20 protein-coding genes and 1 pseudogene are annotated in these 17187 nt (G+C 43.2%); 16 read left to right on the forward strand and 5 right to left on the reverse strand.

Annotation, left to right across the window (positions count from 1 at the left end):
- Positions 1–41 precede the first annotated feature (41 nt).
- Both MMY81_RS05200 and MMY81_RS05205 read right to left on the reverse strand, forming a co-directional pair.
- On the reverse strand, positions 42–713 hold the full coding sequence (locus MMY81_RS05200) for a haloacid dehalogenase type II (RefSeq protein WP_252311890.1): 672 nt from the start codon (positions 711–713) through the stop codon (positions 42–44).
- Positions 714–761: 48 nt separating this feature from the next.
- A complete protein-coding gene (locus tag MMY81_RS05205) occupies positions 762–1538 on the reverse strand; it encodes an alpha/beta hydrolase (RefSeq protein WP_252311891.1) in 777 nt (258 codons plus the stop codon).
- 134 nt (positions 1539–1672) lie between these two features.
- On the opposite strand from MMY81_RS05205, the gene MMY81_RS05210 reads away from it, so the two are divergent.
- On the forward strand, positions 1673–2479 hold the full coding sequence (locus tag MMY81_RS05210; RefSeq protein ID WP_252311892.1) for a S1C family serine protease: 807 nt from the start codon (positions 1673–1675) through the stop codon (positions 2477–2479).
- Positions 2480–2547: 68 nt separating this feature from the next.
- On the opposite strand, the gene MMY81_RS05215 is transcribed toward MMY81_RS05210, so the two are convergent.
- On the reverse strand, positions 2548–4161 hold the full coding sequence (locus MMY81_RS05215; protein WP_252311893.1) for an ABC-F family ATP-binding cassette domain-containing protein: 1614 nt from the start codon (positions 4159–4161) through the stop codon (positions 2548–2550).
- Between the two features lie 269 nt (positions 4162–4430).
- On the opposite strand from MMY81_RS05215, the gene MMY81_RS05220 reads away from it, so the two are divergent.
- A complete protein-coding gene (locus tag MMY81_RS05220) occupies positions 4431–5246 on the forward strand; it encodes a uroporphyrinogen-III synthase (RefSeq protein ID WP_252311895.1) in 816 nt (271 codons plus the stop codon).
- On the opposite strand, the gene MMY81_RS05225 is transcribed toward MMY81_RS05220, so the two are convergent.
- Entirely contained in the window at positions 5239–5946 is a 708-nt protein-coding gene (locus tag MMY81_RS05225; RefSeq protein ID WP_252311896.1) for a metallophosphoesterase family protein, read from the reverse strand. The two genes, MMY81_RS05220 and MMY81_RS05225, sit on opposite strands and share 8 nt — an antisense overlap.
- Before the next feature lie 147 nt (positions 5947–6093).
- On the opposite strand from MMY81_RS05225, the gene MMY81_RS05230 reads away from it, so the two are divergent.
- The 8 genes from MMY81_RS05230 (at position 6094) to MMY81_RS05265 (ending at position 11194) form a co-directional block, all read left to right on the forward strand.
- Positions 6094–6363 carry a hypothetical protein gene (locus MMY81_RS05230; protein WP_252311898.1) on the forward strand — a complete coding sequence of 90 codons (270 nt, stop codon included), beginning with the start codon at positions 6094–6096 and terminating at the stop codon, positions 6361–6363.
- Positions 6364–6386: 23 nt separating this feature from the next.
- Complete coding sequence (locus tag MMY81_RS05235) at positions 6387–7052, forward strand: CorA family divalent cation transporter (RefSeq protein ID WP_252312000.1); 666 nt, start codon at positions 6387–6389, stop codon at positions 7050–7052.
- Between the two features lie 61 nt (positions 7053–7113).
- Entirely contained in the window at positions 7114–7902 is a 789-nt protein-coding gene (locus MMY81_RS05240; RefSeq protein WP_252311899.1) for an acyltransferase family protein, read from the forward strand.
- Between the two features lie 251 nt (positions 7903–8153).
- On the forward strand, positions 8154–8579 hold the full coding sequence (locus MMY81_RS05245; RefSeq protein ID WP_252312001.1) for a 5'-3' exonuclease: 426 nt from the start codon (positions 8154–8156) through the stop codon (positions 8577–8579).
- Positions 8537–8995 carry a 5'-3' exonuclease gene (locus MMY81_RS05250; RefSeq protein WP_252311900.1) on the forward strand — a complete coding sequence of 153 codons (459 nt, stop codon included), beginning with the start codon at positions 8537–8539 and terminating at the stop codon, positions 8993–8995. Before MMY81_RS05245 ends, MMY81_RS05250 begins: the two co-directional genes overlap by 43 nt.
- 1 nt (position 8996) lies before the next feature.
- Positions 8997–9872, forward strand: a complete 876-nt coding sequence (locus MMY81_RS05255; protein ID WP_120194299.1) for a CvfB family protein — start codon at positions 8997–8999, stop codon at positions 9870–9872.
- A 78-nt stretch (positions 9873–9950) separates the two neighbouring features.
- Positions 9951–10871, forward strand: coding sequence for a cation diffusion facilitator family transporter (locus tag MMY81_RS05260; RefSeq protein WP_252311902.1), 921 nt, complete (start codon positions 9951–9953; stop codon positions 10869–10871).
- A 14-nt stretch (positions 10872–10885) separates the two neighbouring features.
- Complete coding sequence (locus MMY81_RS05265; RefSeq protein WP_252311903.1) at positions 10886–11194, forward strand: ArsR/SmtB family transcription factor; 309 nt, start codon at positions 10886–10888, stop codon at positions 11192–11194.
- 128 nt (positions 11195–11322) lie between these two features.
- Here the strand turns inward: MMY81_RS05265 and MMY81_RS05270 are convergent.
- Positions 11323–11561 (reverse strand): annotated as a pseudogene (locus MMY81_RS05270) (hypothetical protein).
- Between the two features lie 383 nt (positions 11562–11944).
- Between MMY81_RS05270 and MMY81_RS05275 the strand changes: the two are divergent.
- From MMY81_RS05275 to MMY81_RS05300, 6 genes are all read left to right on the forward strand, one after another.
- Entirely contained in the window at positions 11945–13438 is a 1494-nt protein-coding gene (locus MMY81_RS05275) for a BCCT family transporter (RefSeq protein ID WP_252311905.1), read from the forward strand.
- 197 nt (positions 13439–13635) lie between these two features.
- Positions 13636–13956, forward strand: coding sequence for a carbonic anhydrase family protein (locus MMY81_RS05280; protein WP_252311906.1), 321 nt, complete (start codon positions 13636–13638; stop codon positions 13954–13956).
- Between the two features lie 13 nt (positions 13957–13969).
- Positions 13970–14422, forward strand: a complete 453-nt coding sequence (locus MMY81_RS05285; RefSeq protein ID WP_252311907.1) for a carbonic anhydrase family protein — start codon at positions 13970–13972, stop codon at positions 14420–14422.
- A gap of 125 nt (positions 14423–14547) precedes the next feature.
- Complete coding sequence (locus MMY81_RS05290; protein ID WP_252311908.1) at positions 14548–15009, forward strand: hypothetical protein; 462 nt, start codon at positions 14548–14550, stop codon at positions 15007–15009.
- Positions 15010–15037: 28 nt separating this feature from the next.
- Entirely contained in the window at positions 15038–15208 is a 171-nt protein-coding gene (locus tag MMY81_RS05295) for a hypothetical protein (RefSeq protein ID WP_252311909.1), read from the forward strand.
- Between the two features lie 367 nt (positions 15209–15575).
- A complete protein-coding gene (locus tag MMY81_RS05300; RefSeq protein WP_252311910.1) occupies positions 15576–17141 on the forward strand; it encodes a BCCT family transporter in 1566 nt (521 codons plus the stop codon).
- Positions 17142–17187: the final 46 nt, after the last annotated feature.

The raw sequence follows: 17187 nt of genomic DNA on the forward strand, positions 1-17187 counted from the left end.
GGATAGTATTTCCGCGTCTTTTTTCATATCTGCAGGATGTGTTATGCCCACTCTTTTAGGGGGTGGAGAGAATCATAAGTAACTTCCGGAGGTACATCAAGTTCTTCCTGCGGCTGACCGCTGCGGTTAATCCAGGCGGTATGAAAACCAAAAGCCTGTGCTCCGCTGATATCCCAGCCATTGCTGGATAAAAATGCAATTTCCTGTCTTTTACGTCCAGTATGATCTAGAATTAACGTATAAGAGGCCGGAGAGGGCTTGTACTGCATAACTTCATCCACCGTCAGCACTAAGTCCAGATACTGATCAATCTCTGCATAGCGCAGCAGCGGCAGCAGCATATCGTCGGATCCGTTACTAAATACAACGAGCTGTTTGCCTTCATTTTTTAAGTGCTCAAGAATTTCCCGGCTTTCCGGAAAGAGATCGAGCGTCTGATACGCCTGCATGAGCTGCTGTTCTTCAGGGGATGATAATTTTCTGCCGTGGGCTGCTGAAGCATAACGAAGAGCATCCATCGTTACTTTGGAAAAAGGTTCATAGCGTCCCATAATCTGGCGCAGAAACGTATATTGGATCTGTTTTTCCCTCCATAATCGGCTGACGCTTTCTCCTTCTCCGGGGAAAAATACCTCGCAGGAGGAAGAAATAGACTGTACGTCAAATAAAGTGCCGTACACATCAAAGGCAATTGTTTGTATAGGTGAATTCATTTGGATGAACCGCTCCTTTCTTTTCTCTGTTCCCGCTTTTGTATGCTTCTATTCATGGCCTTTTCCCAGTACCGGCTGGTCAAGGGCTGAAATGCGGTTCATAAATGAAGCGGTCTGGTCAATGATGATATGCTTATCATAATCCATCGTAGCTACGTGATAGGAATTGGGTAGGGTAATGCTGGTCTTATCCTCGGAACGGATGGATTGATAGATTTTAGTCGTATTTTCAGGAGGTACGACATGATCCACCGCTGATTTAAACAATAGGGCGGGAATGCTGATGGAGCTTAGAACCGGTTCTACCTCGCGGGTTAACCCGACCAGCTCCCTGATAGCATGTACGGGAAGATGAAGGTAGGCTATTTCCTGCTGTGAGGTATCGTGGATATCAGGCTCTCCTTCTGCAATAAAAGAAGAAGTGCTGGCTTCTGCCATTTCTGCAAGACAGGGCACCTCCATCGCAGCATTAATAAGAATCATGCCGGCTGCCTTCTCTGCAGAAGAGGCTAAGTAAGACGCAAGGGTGCCGCCCATCGACTGCCCCATAATAAATATACGCTCATGCCTGGAAGCAAGCCATTCGTAGGCTTTCTCTACATCCTGCTTCCAATCGGCTGCAGTAACATGTTCCAAATCTGTGAAATGCGTTCCGTGCCCGCTTAAAAGAGGCGCATATACAGAATAGCCATGCTCAAATAGTGCGGCAGCAACTTCCTGAACGCTCTGCGGAGTGCCGGAAAATCCGTGGCAGAGCAGAACGGCGCTGCTTCCGGCCTGATAATAAAAAGAGGCGGCGCCTGGAAGAACAGAATGCTGTTTCATGAGATAACGCCCTTTCTTAATTTGAGTATTCACATTAATTTACTAGGCTTTATTGTAGCCAGTTTTTCTCTGTTTGTCAATTGTCTGAAGAAGATGCTGGTGTTTAGACCCCAATACTTAGGAGAGAAGCGCTGATGACAAATAAGAAAAAAGACAGCATAGAAGAGCTCTACGATGAAAAATATGAGGAGCCGGAGCCTGAAGATTTTTTGGAAGAAGAAGCAGAGTCCCCTAAAAAAAGAAAAAAGAAAAAAGGAAAACGGGCAGGGGTTAGAATAGCTGCTATTGGTATTGCGATGCTGCTGGTGTTTCAATCAAGCTATCTCTTGTTTGATGGGTTTCGTCTTGATTCACTGCGGCTTCTGCAAGAATCAAATACTATTTTTCAAAATGAAGAAGTGGAGAGCTGGAAAGACTCGATTGTAACCGTGCAGGGCCAGGCGGACGGGCAGGAAAAAAGAGGAACCGGCTTTGCTCTACAAGAAGATGGTTATCTCTTAACCAACCAGCACGTAGTTGAAGGGGTAGATCAAATTGGCGTGTACAGTGAAGATGGAGAATGGCGGGAAGCTTCACTCATTGCAGCAGATCCAGAAAAAGATCTGGCACTTCTCCAAATAGAGGAAGGGTCGATTCCCGGGCTTTCTATAAAAGAATCAGCTGCCGGAGGGGGAGAGGAAATTTATGTTATTGGAAATCCGCTGCGGCTGACCTGGATTGCAAGCAGGGGAGAAATTATAACTCCCGGGAGCGGGCCGGAAGAGCGGATGATCATTTCTGCTTCTGTGTTCAACGGCAGCAGCGGAAGTCCTGTTCTTAATGAAACAGGAGATGTAGAAGGTATTGTGTTTGCGAGAGGCACAGAAGAATCCGGGGAAGCGGTTGGTATTGCCGTTGAAGCGGAAACAATTAATGAATTCCTGGAAGAAAACGGGCTGTGAATGTGCGTGTTTATTTTCTTTCATAAAAAAAGCGTTCCTTCACTAGTGAAGGGACGCTTTTTCATTTATTATTTGGAAGCTGTTTTTTTCTGGCTGTTCTGTTCTACGATGTATTCATCGTAACTCATTTCTTTATCGATAAAGCCGTTATCCGTAAATTCAATAATACGGTTGGCGATCGTCTGGATAAATTCATGGTCATGGGAAGTAAACAAAATAGAACCGTCAAAATCAATTAACGCGTTATTTAAAGAAGTGATGGACTCAAGGTCCAGGTGGTTGGTCGGCTCATCCATAATCAGCACGTTGGATTCCGCAAGCATCATCTTAGAGAGCATGCAGCGGACTTTTTCGCCACCGGAAAGAACATTTGCTGTTTTGAATACTTCTTCGCCGGAGAAAAGCATGCGGCCGAGAAAACCGCGGATAAAGGTTTCTGTCTGCTCGTTTGGTGAATACTGGCGCAGCCAGTCCACCAGGTTCAATTCTACGCCTTCGAAATAATCAGAGTTGTCGATAGGGAAATAAGAAGTAGAAGTAGTTAATCCCCACTTATACGTACCGCTGTCGGGCTCCATTTCACCTGCGAGAATTTTAAACAGGGTCGTCTTGCCAATTTCCTTGCTGCCAATAAAGGCTACCTTATCTTTACGGTTTAGACGGAAGCTTAAGTTGTCGATTACTTTTACGCCATCGATGGACTTTGTTAAATTTTCAACAACGAGCAGGTCATTTCCAAGCTCTCGCTCCGGCTTAAAGTTAACGTAAGGATAACGTCTGGAAGAAGGCTTAATATCTTCTATATTAATTTTCTCGAGCGTTTTCTTACGGGAAGTAGCCTGCTTGGATTTCGATGCGTTCGCACTGAAGCGGGCAATGAAATCTTTAAGTTCTTTCACCTGTTCTTCTTTTTTGCGGTTTGAGTCTTTGGCCATGCGCTGGGCAAGCTGACTGGATTCATACCAGAAATCGTAGTTACCAACGTAAAGCTCAATTTTTCCAAAATCCAGATCGGCAATGTGGGTACAAACCTTGTTCAGGAAGTGACGATCGTGGGAAACGACGAGTACCGTATTTTCGAACTGGATAAGAAATTCTTCCAGCCACTGTTTAGCATGAACATCGAGGTGGTTGGTCGGCTCATCCATAAGGATAACGTCCGGGGAACCAAACAATACCTGGGCAAGGAGAACTTTTACTTTCTCAGAACCTGTCAGCTCACTCATATTTTTAAAGTGAAACTCATCGGGAAGACCTAAGCCACGCAGAAGCTGGCTCGCTTCTGTTTCCGCTTCATAGCCGTTCATTTCTGCAAATTCGCCTTCGAGTTCAGCCGCTTTCATGCCGTCTTCATCAGAGAAGTCCGGTTTCATGTAGATTTCGTCTTTTTCCTTCATAACCGCATAAAGGCGTTCATGTCCCATTATAACGACGTCCATTACCTGATGGTCTTCATATGCGAAGTGATCCTGTTTCAATACGGCAAGGCGCTGGCCTTTTTCCATATGAACATGACCGGACTGGGATTCAATTTCTCCGGATAGGATTTTAAGGAACGTGGATTTTCCGGCGCCGTTTGCTCCAATTAAGCCGTAACAGTTGCCGGGAGTGAATTTAATGTTTACATCTTCAAAGAGTTTCTTGTCACCATAACGCAGGCCAATATTTTGGCAAGTAATCATTTACATACATCCTTACATTTAGTTTTTATCTTTACTATGATAACACTTATTTACGAAAACTTCGATGCCTTCACGTAAATAAGGAAAAGACGTCTTTAACTAACTCATTATAGGGGAAGGATGGGAAGAAAACAAGGAAACGAAAATAAAACGTTTATTATTATAATTTCACAAACCATAATAATAAAATATTGTTTGGCTGGTAAAATCGAAATCATGTACAATTTAGGAAAAAGAACCAGTTTAAATAGAAAAAAGGAGACTATTATATGGCAAAAGGCCTCGCAAACAAACATGTAGCTGTTGCGGCATCCAGAAAAACCGAAGAAATGATTGAAATTATCGAACGTCAGGGCGGCACAGCCGCAGTGAGATCGCTTCAGGGAACAGTGTTTCCCGCAGAAGATGCCTTAAAGCCTTCCATTGAAGAAATACTTTCTTCTAAACCCAATTGGTACATATTTACGACGGGCATCGGCGTCAAATCCCTGATGGGGGCAGCAGAGGAAATGGGACAAAAAGAAATGCTTACAAAGCATTTAAAGCAGGCAGATGTGGCGGTCAGAGGATACAAAACGTTTAATGCTATGAAAGAGCTGGGCGTTATCCCTGCCGTCCGTGATGATGATGGCACAACAAGGGGCCTGATGAGGGAGCTTTCCGGAGAGGATTTAGAGCAGAAAAATGTAATGGTGCAGCTGCATGGAGTACGTTCCCCTGTTCTTTATGATTTTTTAAAGCAAAAAGGAGCAGCACACGTTCAGGAGGTGCTCCCATACCAGCACGTAGAACCGGACAGTCAAACCGTTCAGCTTTTGTGTACAGAATTAAAAAATGGAACCTATCAGGCCGTCTGCTTTACGACGGCGATCCAGGTACATTCGCTGTTTCGTTTTGCAGAGAAACATCAATGGGCAGAGGATATCCGCGCTGTGTTTGCAGATCAGACAACCGCTGTATCTGTTGGCAAAGTTACCACAGAAGCTCTGCATGAAGAGGGTATTGATAACGTTGTAGCGCCCGAAAACGAACGAATGGGGGCTATGATTGTCGCTTTGTCCAAGTATATGGAAGAGACTACTTGATTTTTTCAAACATGGTTTGATAAGCACCATCTTCATAAATCAGGGCATTAAGCTGTTTTTTAAACCCGGCCCCTCCATCTATTCCTATTTTGTCGGATTGAAACCATATTCCGGCATCTTCATGAAAGCGCAGCGTAGGAGTATGGCCGAAAATTACTTTTTTTCCATTCGTATTGAGAATATCTGAGTAATGGAAAGCTTCTCTGATCCATAAATAATCATGAGTGGACGTATCTTTCCAATCATCTCGGCCCGGATCAATTCCGGCATGCACAGCGATATGGTCGTCGGTTTCATGATATATTGATAATTGCTGAATAAACTGATAGTGGCCGGGGTATTCATTTTTAAATAGAGAGGCCGCTTCCTCGTAAGGGAGGGAGTGGCCTTTCTGCATGTAGCTTAAAAGCGTCTCCCTGCCTCCGTTGTGCAGCCAAAGGCTTACGGCGTCCTCTGCCTCCGGATGCTGCAAAGCTTCTATCATCATGCTTTCATGGTTGCCCATTAAAAAATAAGTATGCATATCCGGATCGTTTTTCAGATCCAGCAGCAGGTCGATAACTTTTCTGGAATCAGGACCGCGATCCACGTAATCACCTACAAAAATGAGAATATCATCGGAGGTCGGCTCAAGTTTTTTTAATAAGGCGGCTAAAGCTGAATACTGACCGTGGATATCGGAAATAAATAGATATCTCATTGATAGCACTTCCTTTTTTATTTCATCTTTCCGTTCTCTGCGTATTTTAAACAATCAAGGATATAAAGGGGAGAAAGCGCTGTCTGCCTGTTATAATTATAGGAAGCAGAGTGATCCGGGACTATAGAAGGGGGAACGTGAAACTATATGGACAAAAGGCATACCGTTATACTTGAGAGCAGCCAGTGGTCTTGGATGGAAATAGACCCCGATGTACCCAATGTAAATGATACCGGAGAACTGTCCTCTTCTATTGAGAACTGGTGGAACCGGGCACAGCAGGTAGCAACAAATAACATAGAAATTATTTATAATCAGGAAATGAATGAGCCTGTTATAAATGGTATGCTTCATGACGTATCAGCCGCTGATGCAGATCAGCTGTTTTTTTCTCGGTTCGAAAAGAAGAGCTGGTAACAGCGGGGGCATGGAAAACGTTTCTGGATAATAAACAAAAAAACTCGTTAATGTCTTCGATGCCCGCGGCTTCCAATGGATTTGAAGCTTTTCTCTGTATTATTCAGGAAATGCTGGGGGATTTATTAAAAGGGATTGATGACTATGAGGAAAAGATCAGCCACTTGGAGGAGAAAGCCCACGCCGTTAATAGTAAAGCGATTCTGTCGGATATTTTTGAACGGCGTGAAGAGCTTTTGTTTTTAAAACTGGTAGCCATCCCCATCGAAGAAACTGTAGTGACCTTAAAGGAAGCTATGCTTGATGAACTGGTGAACACGACTATTTATAAACGGACAAACATACGGCTGGAGCGGGTAATGACTCTTCTTAATCATTATGATAATCAGATTGGCACGCTTCTTGATTTAAATATGAACTTATTTTCCTACCGTGCCAATGAAATTATTAATGCCCTGACCATTTTCACGGTGTTAACCACGCCTGTCGTGGTATTGGGAGCATTATGGGGAATGAATTTCGACTCGATGCCGGAATTGTCGATGCCATTTGGTTATGCTTTTGCCTGGCTAATTATTCTTTTTTTCACATTCTTTATTTATGTCTGGCTGCGCCGGAAAGGATGGCTTGGCAACAAAGCCAAACCATTAAAAACATTTAATAAAAGAAAAGGGCCGCCAGGGAAATAAAGAGTACTGACGTAATAGCAGCTTACCATCCGAAAGGTAAAATACTGTCGAGGTGATATAAGTGGCAGCACAAGAAGCTGGAGCCAGGGATTACTTTTTCGATAACGCTAAATTTCTTCTAATTGTGTTAGTTGTAATGGGTCATGCGATTGTTCCATATATAGGAGAGCACACGGGAGTCCGAACCCTCTATCTGATTATTTATTCTTTTCACATGCCGTTGTTTTTTTTGATTGCCGGATATTTTGCCAAAAAAGCAATTGACCGCAGGCAGTTTTTAAAGCCTGTGCAGACAATCCTTCTTCCTTATTTAATATTTCAGGGGATTTATGCTGTATACTACTATTTTATCGAAGACAGAGAGCTTGTTTATCCTCTGCTAGAACCATTGTGGAGCCTGTGGTTTCTGCTCAGTCTTTTTACTTTTTATGTGTTAATGATATTTTTTAAATACAGTATTTACCTGCTGATTCCAGCTGTGCTGATTAGTATGCTTGCCGGAGTGTGGGAAATAGCGCCTGTGCTGAGCATATCGAGAACACTTGTATTTTTCCCATTCTTCCTGCTCGGGTATTTTATGAAGAAAAGCTGGATGAACCAGGTGAGAACGATAATAAATCCAAAAATAAGCATCATTGTATTTGCAGGAGCCGCCGTTCTTCTTTATCCGTTCGCAGACAATATCATGTTCGAATGGTTTTATGGCAGTGAATCCTACGCTGCTCTTGGTATTGGGACAGTTGCAGGATGGCGGTCCGGCTGGATTATATATAGTTACCATTATAGTAAGCCTTTGTTTTCTCGCTCTCGTGCCGTCCCGGCCCACCGTGTTTTCTGCATTAGCGCTTAATACAATGTATGTGTATCTGCTGCACGGTTTCTGCTGCGCTATCTGCGGACAACAGATTTTTACACCGTTTTTAACGGAAACGTAGAAATAGTGCTCTACATTGCAGTGGCTGTAATTTATACGTTTGTTTTATCATCCAATACGGTAAAAAAGGTATTCTGGCCAGTTATCGAACCTAAACGTTTATGGTCATAATAGCTAAAGATAGGAGAATAATTAATGGAACAAAAAAAGTACTACTTGTAGACGGAATGGCTCTTCTTTTCAGAGGGTATTTTGCTACAGCAGTGCATGGTAATTATATGTACAATAAAGAAGGCATTCCAACCAATGGCGTTCATGGTTTTACCAAACATATGCTCAAAGCGGTAGAGTCATTTACTCCTACTCATGTGGTATGCTGCTGGGATCTGGGAAGCCGTACGTTCCGGACGGAGCTGTTTCCGGCGTATAAAGGAAACCGGTCTGCACCGGAAGAGCAGATGGTGCCGCAGTTTGCCATGGCGAGGGAAATAACAGATGGATTTGGCATTCCAAGTATCGATGCAGTAAACTATGAAGCGATGACGCCTGGGGACGCTTCCTGTGCTTACGCAGAAGAAGCAGAAGGTATATTCTTACCGGTGATCAGGACATGCTTCAGCTTGCCAACCAGAAAATTCAGATCGCCATTATGAAAAAAGGGCAGGGAAATTATCAAGTATATAATGAAGACACAGTAAAAGAATTAAAAGGCTGTCACCCGGACCAGCTGGTCGATATTAAAGCATTGATGGGCGATACAAGCGACAATTACCCGGGTGTTAAAGGAATTGGGGAAAAAACGGCGTTAAAACTGATTCAGGAATACCAGACAATTGAAGGGGTGCTTGACAATCTGGCACATCTGCCGGCAGGCCAGCGCAGAAAAATTGAAGCAGAGCTGGAGATGCTGCATTTATCAAGAACGCTGGCAGCGATCCGCTGTGATGCCCCGGTATCACTTCCGCTTGAACGAGCAGCCTGGCAGGCGGATGAGAAAACAGCCGGAGACACACTCACCCGGCTGGGGTTAAACATATCAATAGAACAACTAATGATGGGAAGTAGATAAAATGAGAGAATTAGGGTCTGTGCAGTTTTGTGATGTAATTGGAGAAGAAAACCAGGGATTTGTTCTGGAAAGAGGAAAAGATCAATTCTTTATGCCGTATGTAGATGCAGAGGAAGATACAGAAGTAGGGGAAGAAGCAGAAGTGTTTCTTTATCAAAACAAAGAAGGAAGTTATCTGGCGACGAGCTACCTGCCCCAGGTTACGGTGTCGTCCTATGGATGGAGTACCGTTGCGGACGTGATCCCGAAATTGGGCGTTTTCGTTCACATCGGTCTGAAGAAAGATATGCTCGTTTCAAAAGACAATCTTCCTGTTCTGCAGGAAGTGTGGCCAAAACGAGGAGATAAGCTGTTTGTGAAACTTCATCAGGATCCGAGAGGCCGCTTGTTTGCTGTCCCGGCGGATGAAGACATAATAATGGATTCTTCTGAAGAAGCGCCGGAAGATATTCAAAACCAATCAGTTAAAGGCCACGTGTACCGCGCTTCCAAGGTGGGATCGTTTTTATGGACCGAAGAGAGATATCGTGCTTTTCTTCATCACAGCGAAAGCGAGCGTGAGCTCCGGCTTGGTGAAAAAGCCGAATGCCGGGTGATCGGCCTGAAAGAGGATGGCACAATCAACGTCAGCCTCCGCCCTATGAAAGTAGAAGGGATGGACCGTGACGCAGAAGCGATTCTTATTTATTTAACCAGGAATGGCGGAGAAATGCCTTTTACTGATAAGAGCGGACCGGAAGACATTTATGATACATTTGGAATAAGCAAGGCGGCATTTAAAAGAGCGGTTGGCAGACTTTTAAAAAAGCAGCTGATCGTACAAACACCGGGTCAGTCCATCCGGTTTAATACAGAAAAAGAAAACTCTGCTGAATAAGCGGAGTTTTTTGTTTACATAGAAAAAAACGATGGTACAATATGAGTATATAAACATATAGGTAAGGTGGTTTTAATTATGGGGGCACATCATCATGGCCATTCCCACAGTCATTCTCATGGAACCAATGTAAACAAAAAAAGTCTTATTCTAGCCTTGATCGTGATAGGGGGCTGGATGGTCGTAGAACTAATAGGAGGATTATGGACAGGCAGTCTCGCTCTGCTCGCTGATGCGGGCCACATGTTCAGTGACTTTTTTAATTTATTTATCAGTCTCGCAGCTATGATCGCGGCTGGAAGAGCGGTATCTAAAAGAAAAACATTTGGAAATCACCGCTACGAAATATTGGCGGCCCTGTTTAATGGAGCGGCTCTGCTCGTTATTGCTGTGTTCATCGTTTCAGAGGCCGTGCAGCGGGCGGGAACAACGCAGGAGATTATGGGCGGACCGATGATTATCATTGCGGTGGTTGGTTTGATTGCCAATATTCTCTGTTTATATATATTATCCGGAGGGGAAATTAAAGAAAATTTGAATATGAAAGGTGCTTTCTTGCATGTTATAGGAGATACCCTTGGATCAGTTGGAGCTATTATTGCAGGACTGAGCATTTATTTTTTTAACTGGTATGCGATGGACCTGATTCTAAGTGCAGGCATCGCTGTATTGATCGGTATTGCCGGCTGGAATCTGTGTAAAGAAAGCATTCATATTCTGGTAGAAGGAGCTCCGGCCCACGTAGACTGCGATGAAGTAAAGGCAGAGCTTAAAAAAATTCCCGGAGTGCTCGCTGTCCATGACATGCACGTCTGGACTATCACATCCGGCCTGTACAGCTTTACCTGTCACCTCGTCGTGGAAGAACATTTTCGTTTAAAAGGCCAGGATGTGCTTGTTGAAGCAAACCGCTGGATTTATGATAACCTGGGTATTGAACACAGCACGATTCAGATTGAATATGAAGATCTCAGGCATCTGGAACATTCCACCGTATAGAAAGGAGCTTTTCAATGAAAAAAGATTCGCATCAGCTGCTTACAGAGCAGCATGCCCAGGATACGTATCATTTATTTAAAGCACTGGCTGATCCAACACGTATAAAAATTATGCATCTTCTTGCTGAAGAAGAATGCTCTGTTAATCATATTGCTGATATTCTGCAGATGAATCAGTCAGCGGTTTCCCATCAGCTCCGGACGCTTCGGCAGATGAAGCTTGTAAAATACAGGCGCAGCGGCAATTATCTGTACTACAGCTGCGATGACAGTCATGTTATTGAACTGCTGAATCAGGCACTCAGCCATAGTGAACATACGTAAACTGTCCTGCCGGTAAAATATAAACGTAAAAGCCCTGTATACCTTATTAAAAGGATACAGGGCTGTTTTTTTAATGTCCGCTTTTTTAACATGAATACTCTCCGTATAAAAACTCAAGCCTAAACAAATTATCTTCCTATATTCATATACTCGGATACAACGACAGATAAGTCTTCATTTCCAACAGGCTCAGAACGTTTAAAAGGGTGGAGTCAGCAATAGGTTCTGATTCTTCTTTAGGCACCGTTAAAGCGACCCCGTCCCGAAGAGCAGCATTTTCAGCCTGAAGGGGATATGCTTTTTTATAAAGGGCTGCAGGATCAAGCTCGTTGTTGATACACCATTGGGCAAATACAAGAATCATCATTCGTTCATCCTGCTGATATTGTTCAATAACCCGTTTTCTACTTCGTTATACTTTTTCTTCACTCATAAACAGGCACTCCTTTTTTAGTCCTATTCAGTATATCGTAAAAAAACCGCAGTTCAAATAAGAAAGCTGTAAAGTGGTAAAAAAAAGGCGGTAGACGCATGTTTCGTTCGATTTGTATTTATCTGCTGAAGGTAGAAAAGTATGTCATTCAGGAAGAAATTAAGGTAAGTGGCAATCTTTATTAATTCCTCTGCTAATGTATGGTAAAATAACTTACTGGAACAGCAGGACATGGCATTTTGTTTGAATCTAACAGGAAAGGGTATATGAAGCAGGCTGTACATAGCAAAAAAAAATCGAACATATGAGGTGAAGAAGTGAAGAATGCAACGTTAGTATTTTGGTTTGCGATCTCAATCTGCCTCATTATGGTAGTTTGGGGAAGTATTGCGCCGACACAGCTGGAGACTGTCACGACTACAATGACGACTACATTCTCTACGGCTTTCGGCTGGTATTATCTTATTATTGTCGTGTTAATGCTCGTATTTTGTGTGTATCTAATATTTTCCAGAATCGGACGTATCCGGTTAGGAAAGGATAATGAAAAACCGGAATTTGGTTTACTCAGCTGGTTTGCTATGCTGTTTTCCGCCGGTATGGGAATGGGGCTTGTATTCTGGACAACATCCGAGCCGATCTCCCACGCTTTCATTAATACACCGGGAGCTGAGCTTGGATCAAACCAGGCAATAGAAGAAGCGCTCCAGTATTCTTTTTTTCATTGGGGTATTCATGCCTGGGCGGTTTACGGCGTCGTGGCGTTAGTGCTTGCCTACTTTAAGTTTCACAAAGGATATCCAGGACTTGTGAGTGCTACGCTGGAGCCGCTGTTTGGCGAAAAGGCAATGCGCGGCCTGCCAGGAACGCTTATTGACACACTCGCTGTATTTGCAACGGTGGTAGGTGTCGCCTCCACGCTTGGATTCGGTTCTGCACAGATGAATGAAGGTATCTCCTTTTTGTTTGGAACGCCGAACACCTTTGCTACGCAGATGGTAATTCTAACGGTAGCAACAGCTTTATTTATTTTATCTGCCTGGACAGGCATCAGCAAAGGTATCAAGTATTTAAGTAATTTTAATATGATTTTAGCTTTTATACTCCTGCTGATGCTTCTTATTGTAGGACCGACTTTATACATTTTTAATATGTTTACGAATACGATGGGTGGATATATTTCCAACTTCTTTGATATGAGCTTTCATTTAGAGCCATTAAATGAAGATAACCGTTCGTGGATTAATGCCTGGACGATTTTCTACTGGGCATGGTGGATTTCCTGGTCGCCTTTTGTAGGCATCTTTATTGCTCGTATATCAAGAGGACGTACCATCAAAGAATTTATGCTCGGTGTCCTGTTTGTTCCAGCGATTGTCTGCTTTATTTTCTTCGCTGTTTTTGGAGTTTCAGCTATCAATATTGAACAGCTTGGAATAGCTACGATATCGGATTATTCGCTTGAAACGGCCACATTTGCCGTTTTACAGGAATACCCGCTCGGCTTTTTAATGTCGATAATTACTATTGTAGTTATTGCTGTTTTCTTTATCACCTCTGCGGACTCAGCTACCTTTGTACTGGGGATGCTGACGGTAGGAGGCTCTATTAATCCACCTAACGCGGTAAAAGTAATGTGGGGGCTTACTATGTCTGCAGTAGCAGCTGTAGTAGTTTACTTCGGAGGGACGCAGGGGCTGCAGAATATACTCATTATTGCTGCTCTGCCTTTCTCGGTTGTCATATTATTAATGGGGGTTTCTTTTTATAAAACGGTACGAAAAGATCCATCTCTTCCAAAAAGAAGATAATGAAGCAGTAAGATTAACCCGGTCCCTCCTATTATAATAGGAGGGGCTTTTTTTATGCATATTATTATATTTGGCATATTGTAACTACATTTACCACTATTTACAATAAATTAGGGTTGTTCTTCCTTTTTTATTATCCTTTAGCAGCAGATTGAAAACATCAGGAGTCTATATCACTATTAGAAAAGAGGAAAATAATGACCAAACAATTAACGCTTGCATTATTTCTTATCGGCGCAGGGCTGAGCGGATGCCAGGAACAAACATCAGAACAGGGCCAAAACGAACCGGAAGAACAGCAGGAACAGAGCGAAACGAAAGATGAAAACACACAGAAATGGACGTATGGAGAAGATGCCGGACCGGAAAATTGGGGAAGCCTGGATCCCGCTTTTCAAACATGTGCAGACGGTACGGAACAATCTCCGATTAACTTAGAGTTTTCCGAGGTCACTGAATCTTCCGCCCGGGAGAAGGTGGAACTGAACTATCAGGGGGAAATTCAGTCTTGCAAATGATGGCCATACTCTTATGGCGCATGCAGCAAAGCCTGATAACGTTTTATCTATAGAAGACAATAACTATAAGCTGGTACAGTTTCATTTTCATACTCCGAGCGAACATCAGTTTAACGGGGAACATTATGAGATGGAACTTCATCTTGTTCATCAAATAAGGAAGGGAGCTTGCTGTGGCCGCATAATGATAAAAGAAGGTGCCGAAAATGAAACGCTGATGCCGGTATGGAACAAGTTCCCTAAAGAAGAAACAGATAGTAATATACCTGTAGAGAATTTAATTAATGTCCAGGAGCTTCTGCCTGAAGATGCCGATTCATTTCATTACAATGGTTCTTTGACCACGCCGCCCTGCTCCGAGCAGGTAAAATGGATGATTTATGAAAAACCAATCTCCATGTCCTCCGAACAGATTAAACAATTTCAAAATATTTGGAGAAAATCACCGTCCGGTCCAGCCTCTTAATGATAGAGAAGTAGAACTCTCTTCAAGTAACGAATAAAGTATCGTATGATAGGGAGAAGGATGAAAAGCGACAGCGCTGGTTTCCATGTTGATGTATAGACTTTGAACATAAAGGAGGGATCTAAATGGCTGAATCAAACAAAACAGGGATCCAGCCTTTTCTGCGCAATGATCAGTATAATTTTCTAAAGCGCCAGGTAAAAATTATTGTGCAGGCACATGGAGCCACCCAGGACAAGGGAGTGCTGGACGCAACCCGGATAAATGCGGTTGAGAAAGTTCTAGAAATGCTTCCCCCACTGACGGATGAACAAAAGCAGTATATTTTAAAAGCAGCTTCTATGAGGGAATCCCTGCAGGCAGAGCTGTACCTTGCAAAAGGCAGAGACTTTGTTATTCCTTTTCCGGAAATAACAAACAGTGAAATCAGGACTCTTTTTCCTAAAGCAAAAAAAATAAAAATACCTGAGCTGGGAAGATCAGATGCAAAGCGAATGACCTATATGAGCTGGAATGATATCCGTTCAGAACGAAAATATTATATTTCCGCATCGGCGGGGGATGACCGGCTGGAGCGGTTCATTTAAACCGATGACACGTAAAGGAATTTGCGCAGTGTGTCATGGACACACAAATATCGGCCTGTTTATGGCAGTTGTCAAAAGCGGAAAGGAAACGTATACGAGCAGGGGGAATTATATCTGCCAATCCAGTGAAACGTGTAATGATACGATCAGCTCGCTGCAGCATATTAATGATTTTATAGAAACATTAAATAAATTTTAATACACTCAAAAAAATTCCTGGAATCAACTGCTTAAAAGCAAGTATATGTTAAAATAAACATGCTGTTGGTTATTATCGATGTATAATAAATGGTATGTGGCGCTGCCAGCATTTATTGTGGCCGTCACTGTATATCTCTCGGGCTTTTCCTTTTAACAGGCGGCAGCCCGCTGAGGAGAAGCAGGACAGCGGTCGTTTATTCTTTACGTACGCGGGATAACCTGATTTAATAACGTTTTAAAGCAGGGAAAAGAGGGGAAGGATTGATAATCAGCATTGTGGCTATAAATGGTACTTATCCCAATAGAATACTTTCCTTCGTTTATAGGCATTTTCTGGTTCTAACTATAGTAAAGGGGGAAAAGAAATGGATAAGAAAGAACAAAAGTGGCGCTTTAACAGTGTGTTTTGGATCTCATTTATTATTGTAGTGGCGTTTGCCATCTGGGGATTCCTGGCACCAGATCAGCTTGCATCACAGGCTACGGTTACATATAATTTCATTTCCAGCACGTTCGGATGGTTTTATCTTGTCTTTGTATTATTTTTGATTATATTTAATTTTTATTTAGCATTTAGTAAATACGGTAAGATTCGACTGGGCGGGGACGACGTCAGGCCCAAATATTCCTTGTTTACATGGATCGCCATGCTCTTCAGCTGTGGATTCGGTGTAAGTATTGTATTCTGGGGTGTAGCAGAGCCGATGACCCACTTCGGCACGGTTCCTCCCGGCACCGATGCAGAACCTCGTACGGCTGACGCAGCCAGAGAAGCTATGTGGAACACCTTTTTTAATAACGGTATTCACCAGTGGGCTGCCTTTACCTTTGTCGGTTTATCTATCTCCTATTTTCTTTACCGCCAAAAAGAAAGAAGTCTTATCAGCGACACGATGAACTCTGTTATTGGCGAAACCGGGAAAAAGCCGCTTCGTAATACGGTCGACATTATTGCTGTTATCGCAACGGTCCTCGGTGTGGCTACTACACTCGGCCTGAGCGTTCTTCAGATCAGCGGGGGACTTAACAACGTATTTGATATTCCAGCCGGAACGACGACACAGATATTAATCGTTGTAGCCATGTTTGTCTTTTTTATGGTATCAACGGTCTCCGGACTCGACCGGGGTATTAAATACCTGAGTAACGTCAACCTCGGTCTAGCTTTAATTTTAATGGTGTCGGTATTGTTAATTGGGCCGACCGGCTTCATATTAAATACCATTACTACAGGAGTCGGAGATTATATTCAGAATTTCTTCCAGGCGAGCCTTCGTCTTGATCATTACAATGAAGGAACCTGGGTACAGGAGTGGCCGGTTTACTACTGGGCCTGGGTAATTGCGTGGTCGCCATTTGTTGGTATGTTTGTCGCCCGTGTATCTAAAGGACGCACGGTACGCGAATTCGTATTTGGTGTAATGGTAGCACCGCCGGCAATTGGTATTCTCTGGATCGGAATTTTTGGCGGAACAGCCATAAATATGGATTTATTCCAGGGGACGGACATTACTACAGCGGTGGAAAATGACGTAACGAACGCATTATTCGCCATGCTGGAAAACCTGCCTCTCGGCACGGTTTTATCTGTTCTATCCATCGGTTTATTATTTACCTTCCTTGTAACATCTGCTGACTCAGCCACATTTGTTCTTGGAATGATGACATCTAAAGGAGACACCAACCCTTCTATCGTCTTAAAAGTAGTATGGGGTACGCTGATTGCCGCAGTGGCAACTATACTAATTATAAGTGCTGGTCTGGAAGGTCTGCAGACTGCCTCTCTTATTGGGGCACTGCCATTCTCGATTGTGCTTCTGGTCGCAAGTATAGCGCTCCTGAAGTCGATCAGGCTGGATTATAAAGAAACCAGGCTTCGGGAAGAAGAAGAAAAACAGGAAAAGCTCCGCCAGGAAATGAAAAACTGGTAGCTTTGAAATAGGAAACAGCAAAACATCCCTCCCGGCCGGGGGGATG

The organism is Sinobaca sp. H24 (assembly GCF_023845525.1).

Excerpts from the sequence above, each read along its gene's own strand:
- MMY81_RS05200 (WP_252311890.1), bottom strand. The coding sequence starts at position 713 with ATGAATTCACCTATACAAACAATTGCCTTTGATGTGTACGGCACTTTA.
- MMY81_RS05205 (WP_252311891.1), bottom strand. The coding sequence starts at position 1,538 with ATGAAACAGCATTCTGTTCTTCCAGGCGCCGCCTCTTTTTATTATCAG.
- MMY81_RS05210 (WP_252311892.1), top strand. The coding sequence starts at position 1,673 with ATGACAAATAAGAAAAAAGACAGCATAGAAGAGCTCTACGATGAAAAA.
- MMY81_RS05215 (WP_252311893.1), bottom strand. The coding sequence starts at position 4,161 with ATGATTACTTGCCAAAATATTGGCCTGCGTTATGGTGACAAGAAACTC.
- MMY81_RS05220 (WP_252311895.1), top strand. The coding sequence starts at position 4,431 with ATGGCAAAAGGCCTCGCAAACAAACATGTAGCTGTTGCGGCATCCAGA.
- MMY81_RS05225 (WP_252311896.1), bottom strand. The coding sequence starts at position 5,946 with ATGAGATATCTATTTATTTCCGATATCCACGGTCAGTATTCAGCTTTA.
- MMY81_RS05230 (WP_252311898.1), top strand. The coding sequence starts at position 6,094 with ATGGACAAAAGGCATACCGTTATACTTGAGAGCAGCCAGTGGTCTTGG.
- MMY81_RS05245 (WP_252312001.1), top strand. The coding sequence starts at position 8,154 with ATGGCTCTTCTTTTCAGAGGGTATTTTGCTACAGCAGTGCATGGTAAT.
- MMY81_RS05250 (WP_252311900.1), top strand. The coding sequence starts at position 8,537 with ATGCTTCAGCTTGCCAACCAGAAAATTCAGATCGCCATTATGAAAAAA.
- MMY81_RS05255 (WP_120194299.1), top strand. The coding sequence starts at position 8,997 with ATGAGAGAATTAGGGTCTGTGCAGTTTTGTGATGTAATTGGAGAAGAA.
- MMY81_RS05260 (WP_252311902.1), top strand. The coding sequence starts at position 9,951 with ATGGGGGCACATCATCATGGCCATTCCCACAGTCATTCTCATGGAACC.
- MMY81_RS05265 (WP_252311903.1), top strand. The coding sequence starts at position 10,886 with ATGAAAAAAGATTCGCATCAGCTGCTTACAGAGCAGCATGCCCAGGAT.
- MMY81_RS05280 (WP_252311906.1), top strand. The coding sequence starts at position 13,636 with ATGACCAAACAATTAACGCTTGCATTATTTCTTATCGGCGCAGGGCTG.
- MMY81_RS05285 (WP_252311907.1), top strand. The coding sequence starts at position 13,970 with ATGGCGCATGCAGCAAAGCCTGATAACGTTTTATCTATAGAAGACAAT.
- MMY81_RS05290 (WP_252311908.1), top strand. The coding sequence starts at position 14,548 with ATGGCTGAATCAAACAAAACAGGGATCCAGCCTTTTCTGCGCAATGAT.
- MMY81_RS05300 (WP_252311910.1), top strand. The coding sequence starts at position 15,576 with ATGGATAAGAAAGAACAAAAGTGGCGCTTTAACAGTGTGTTTTGGATC.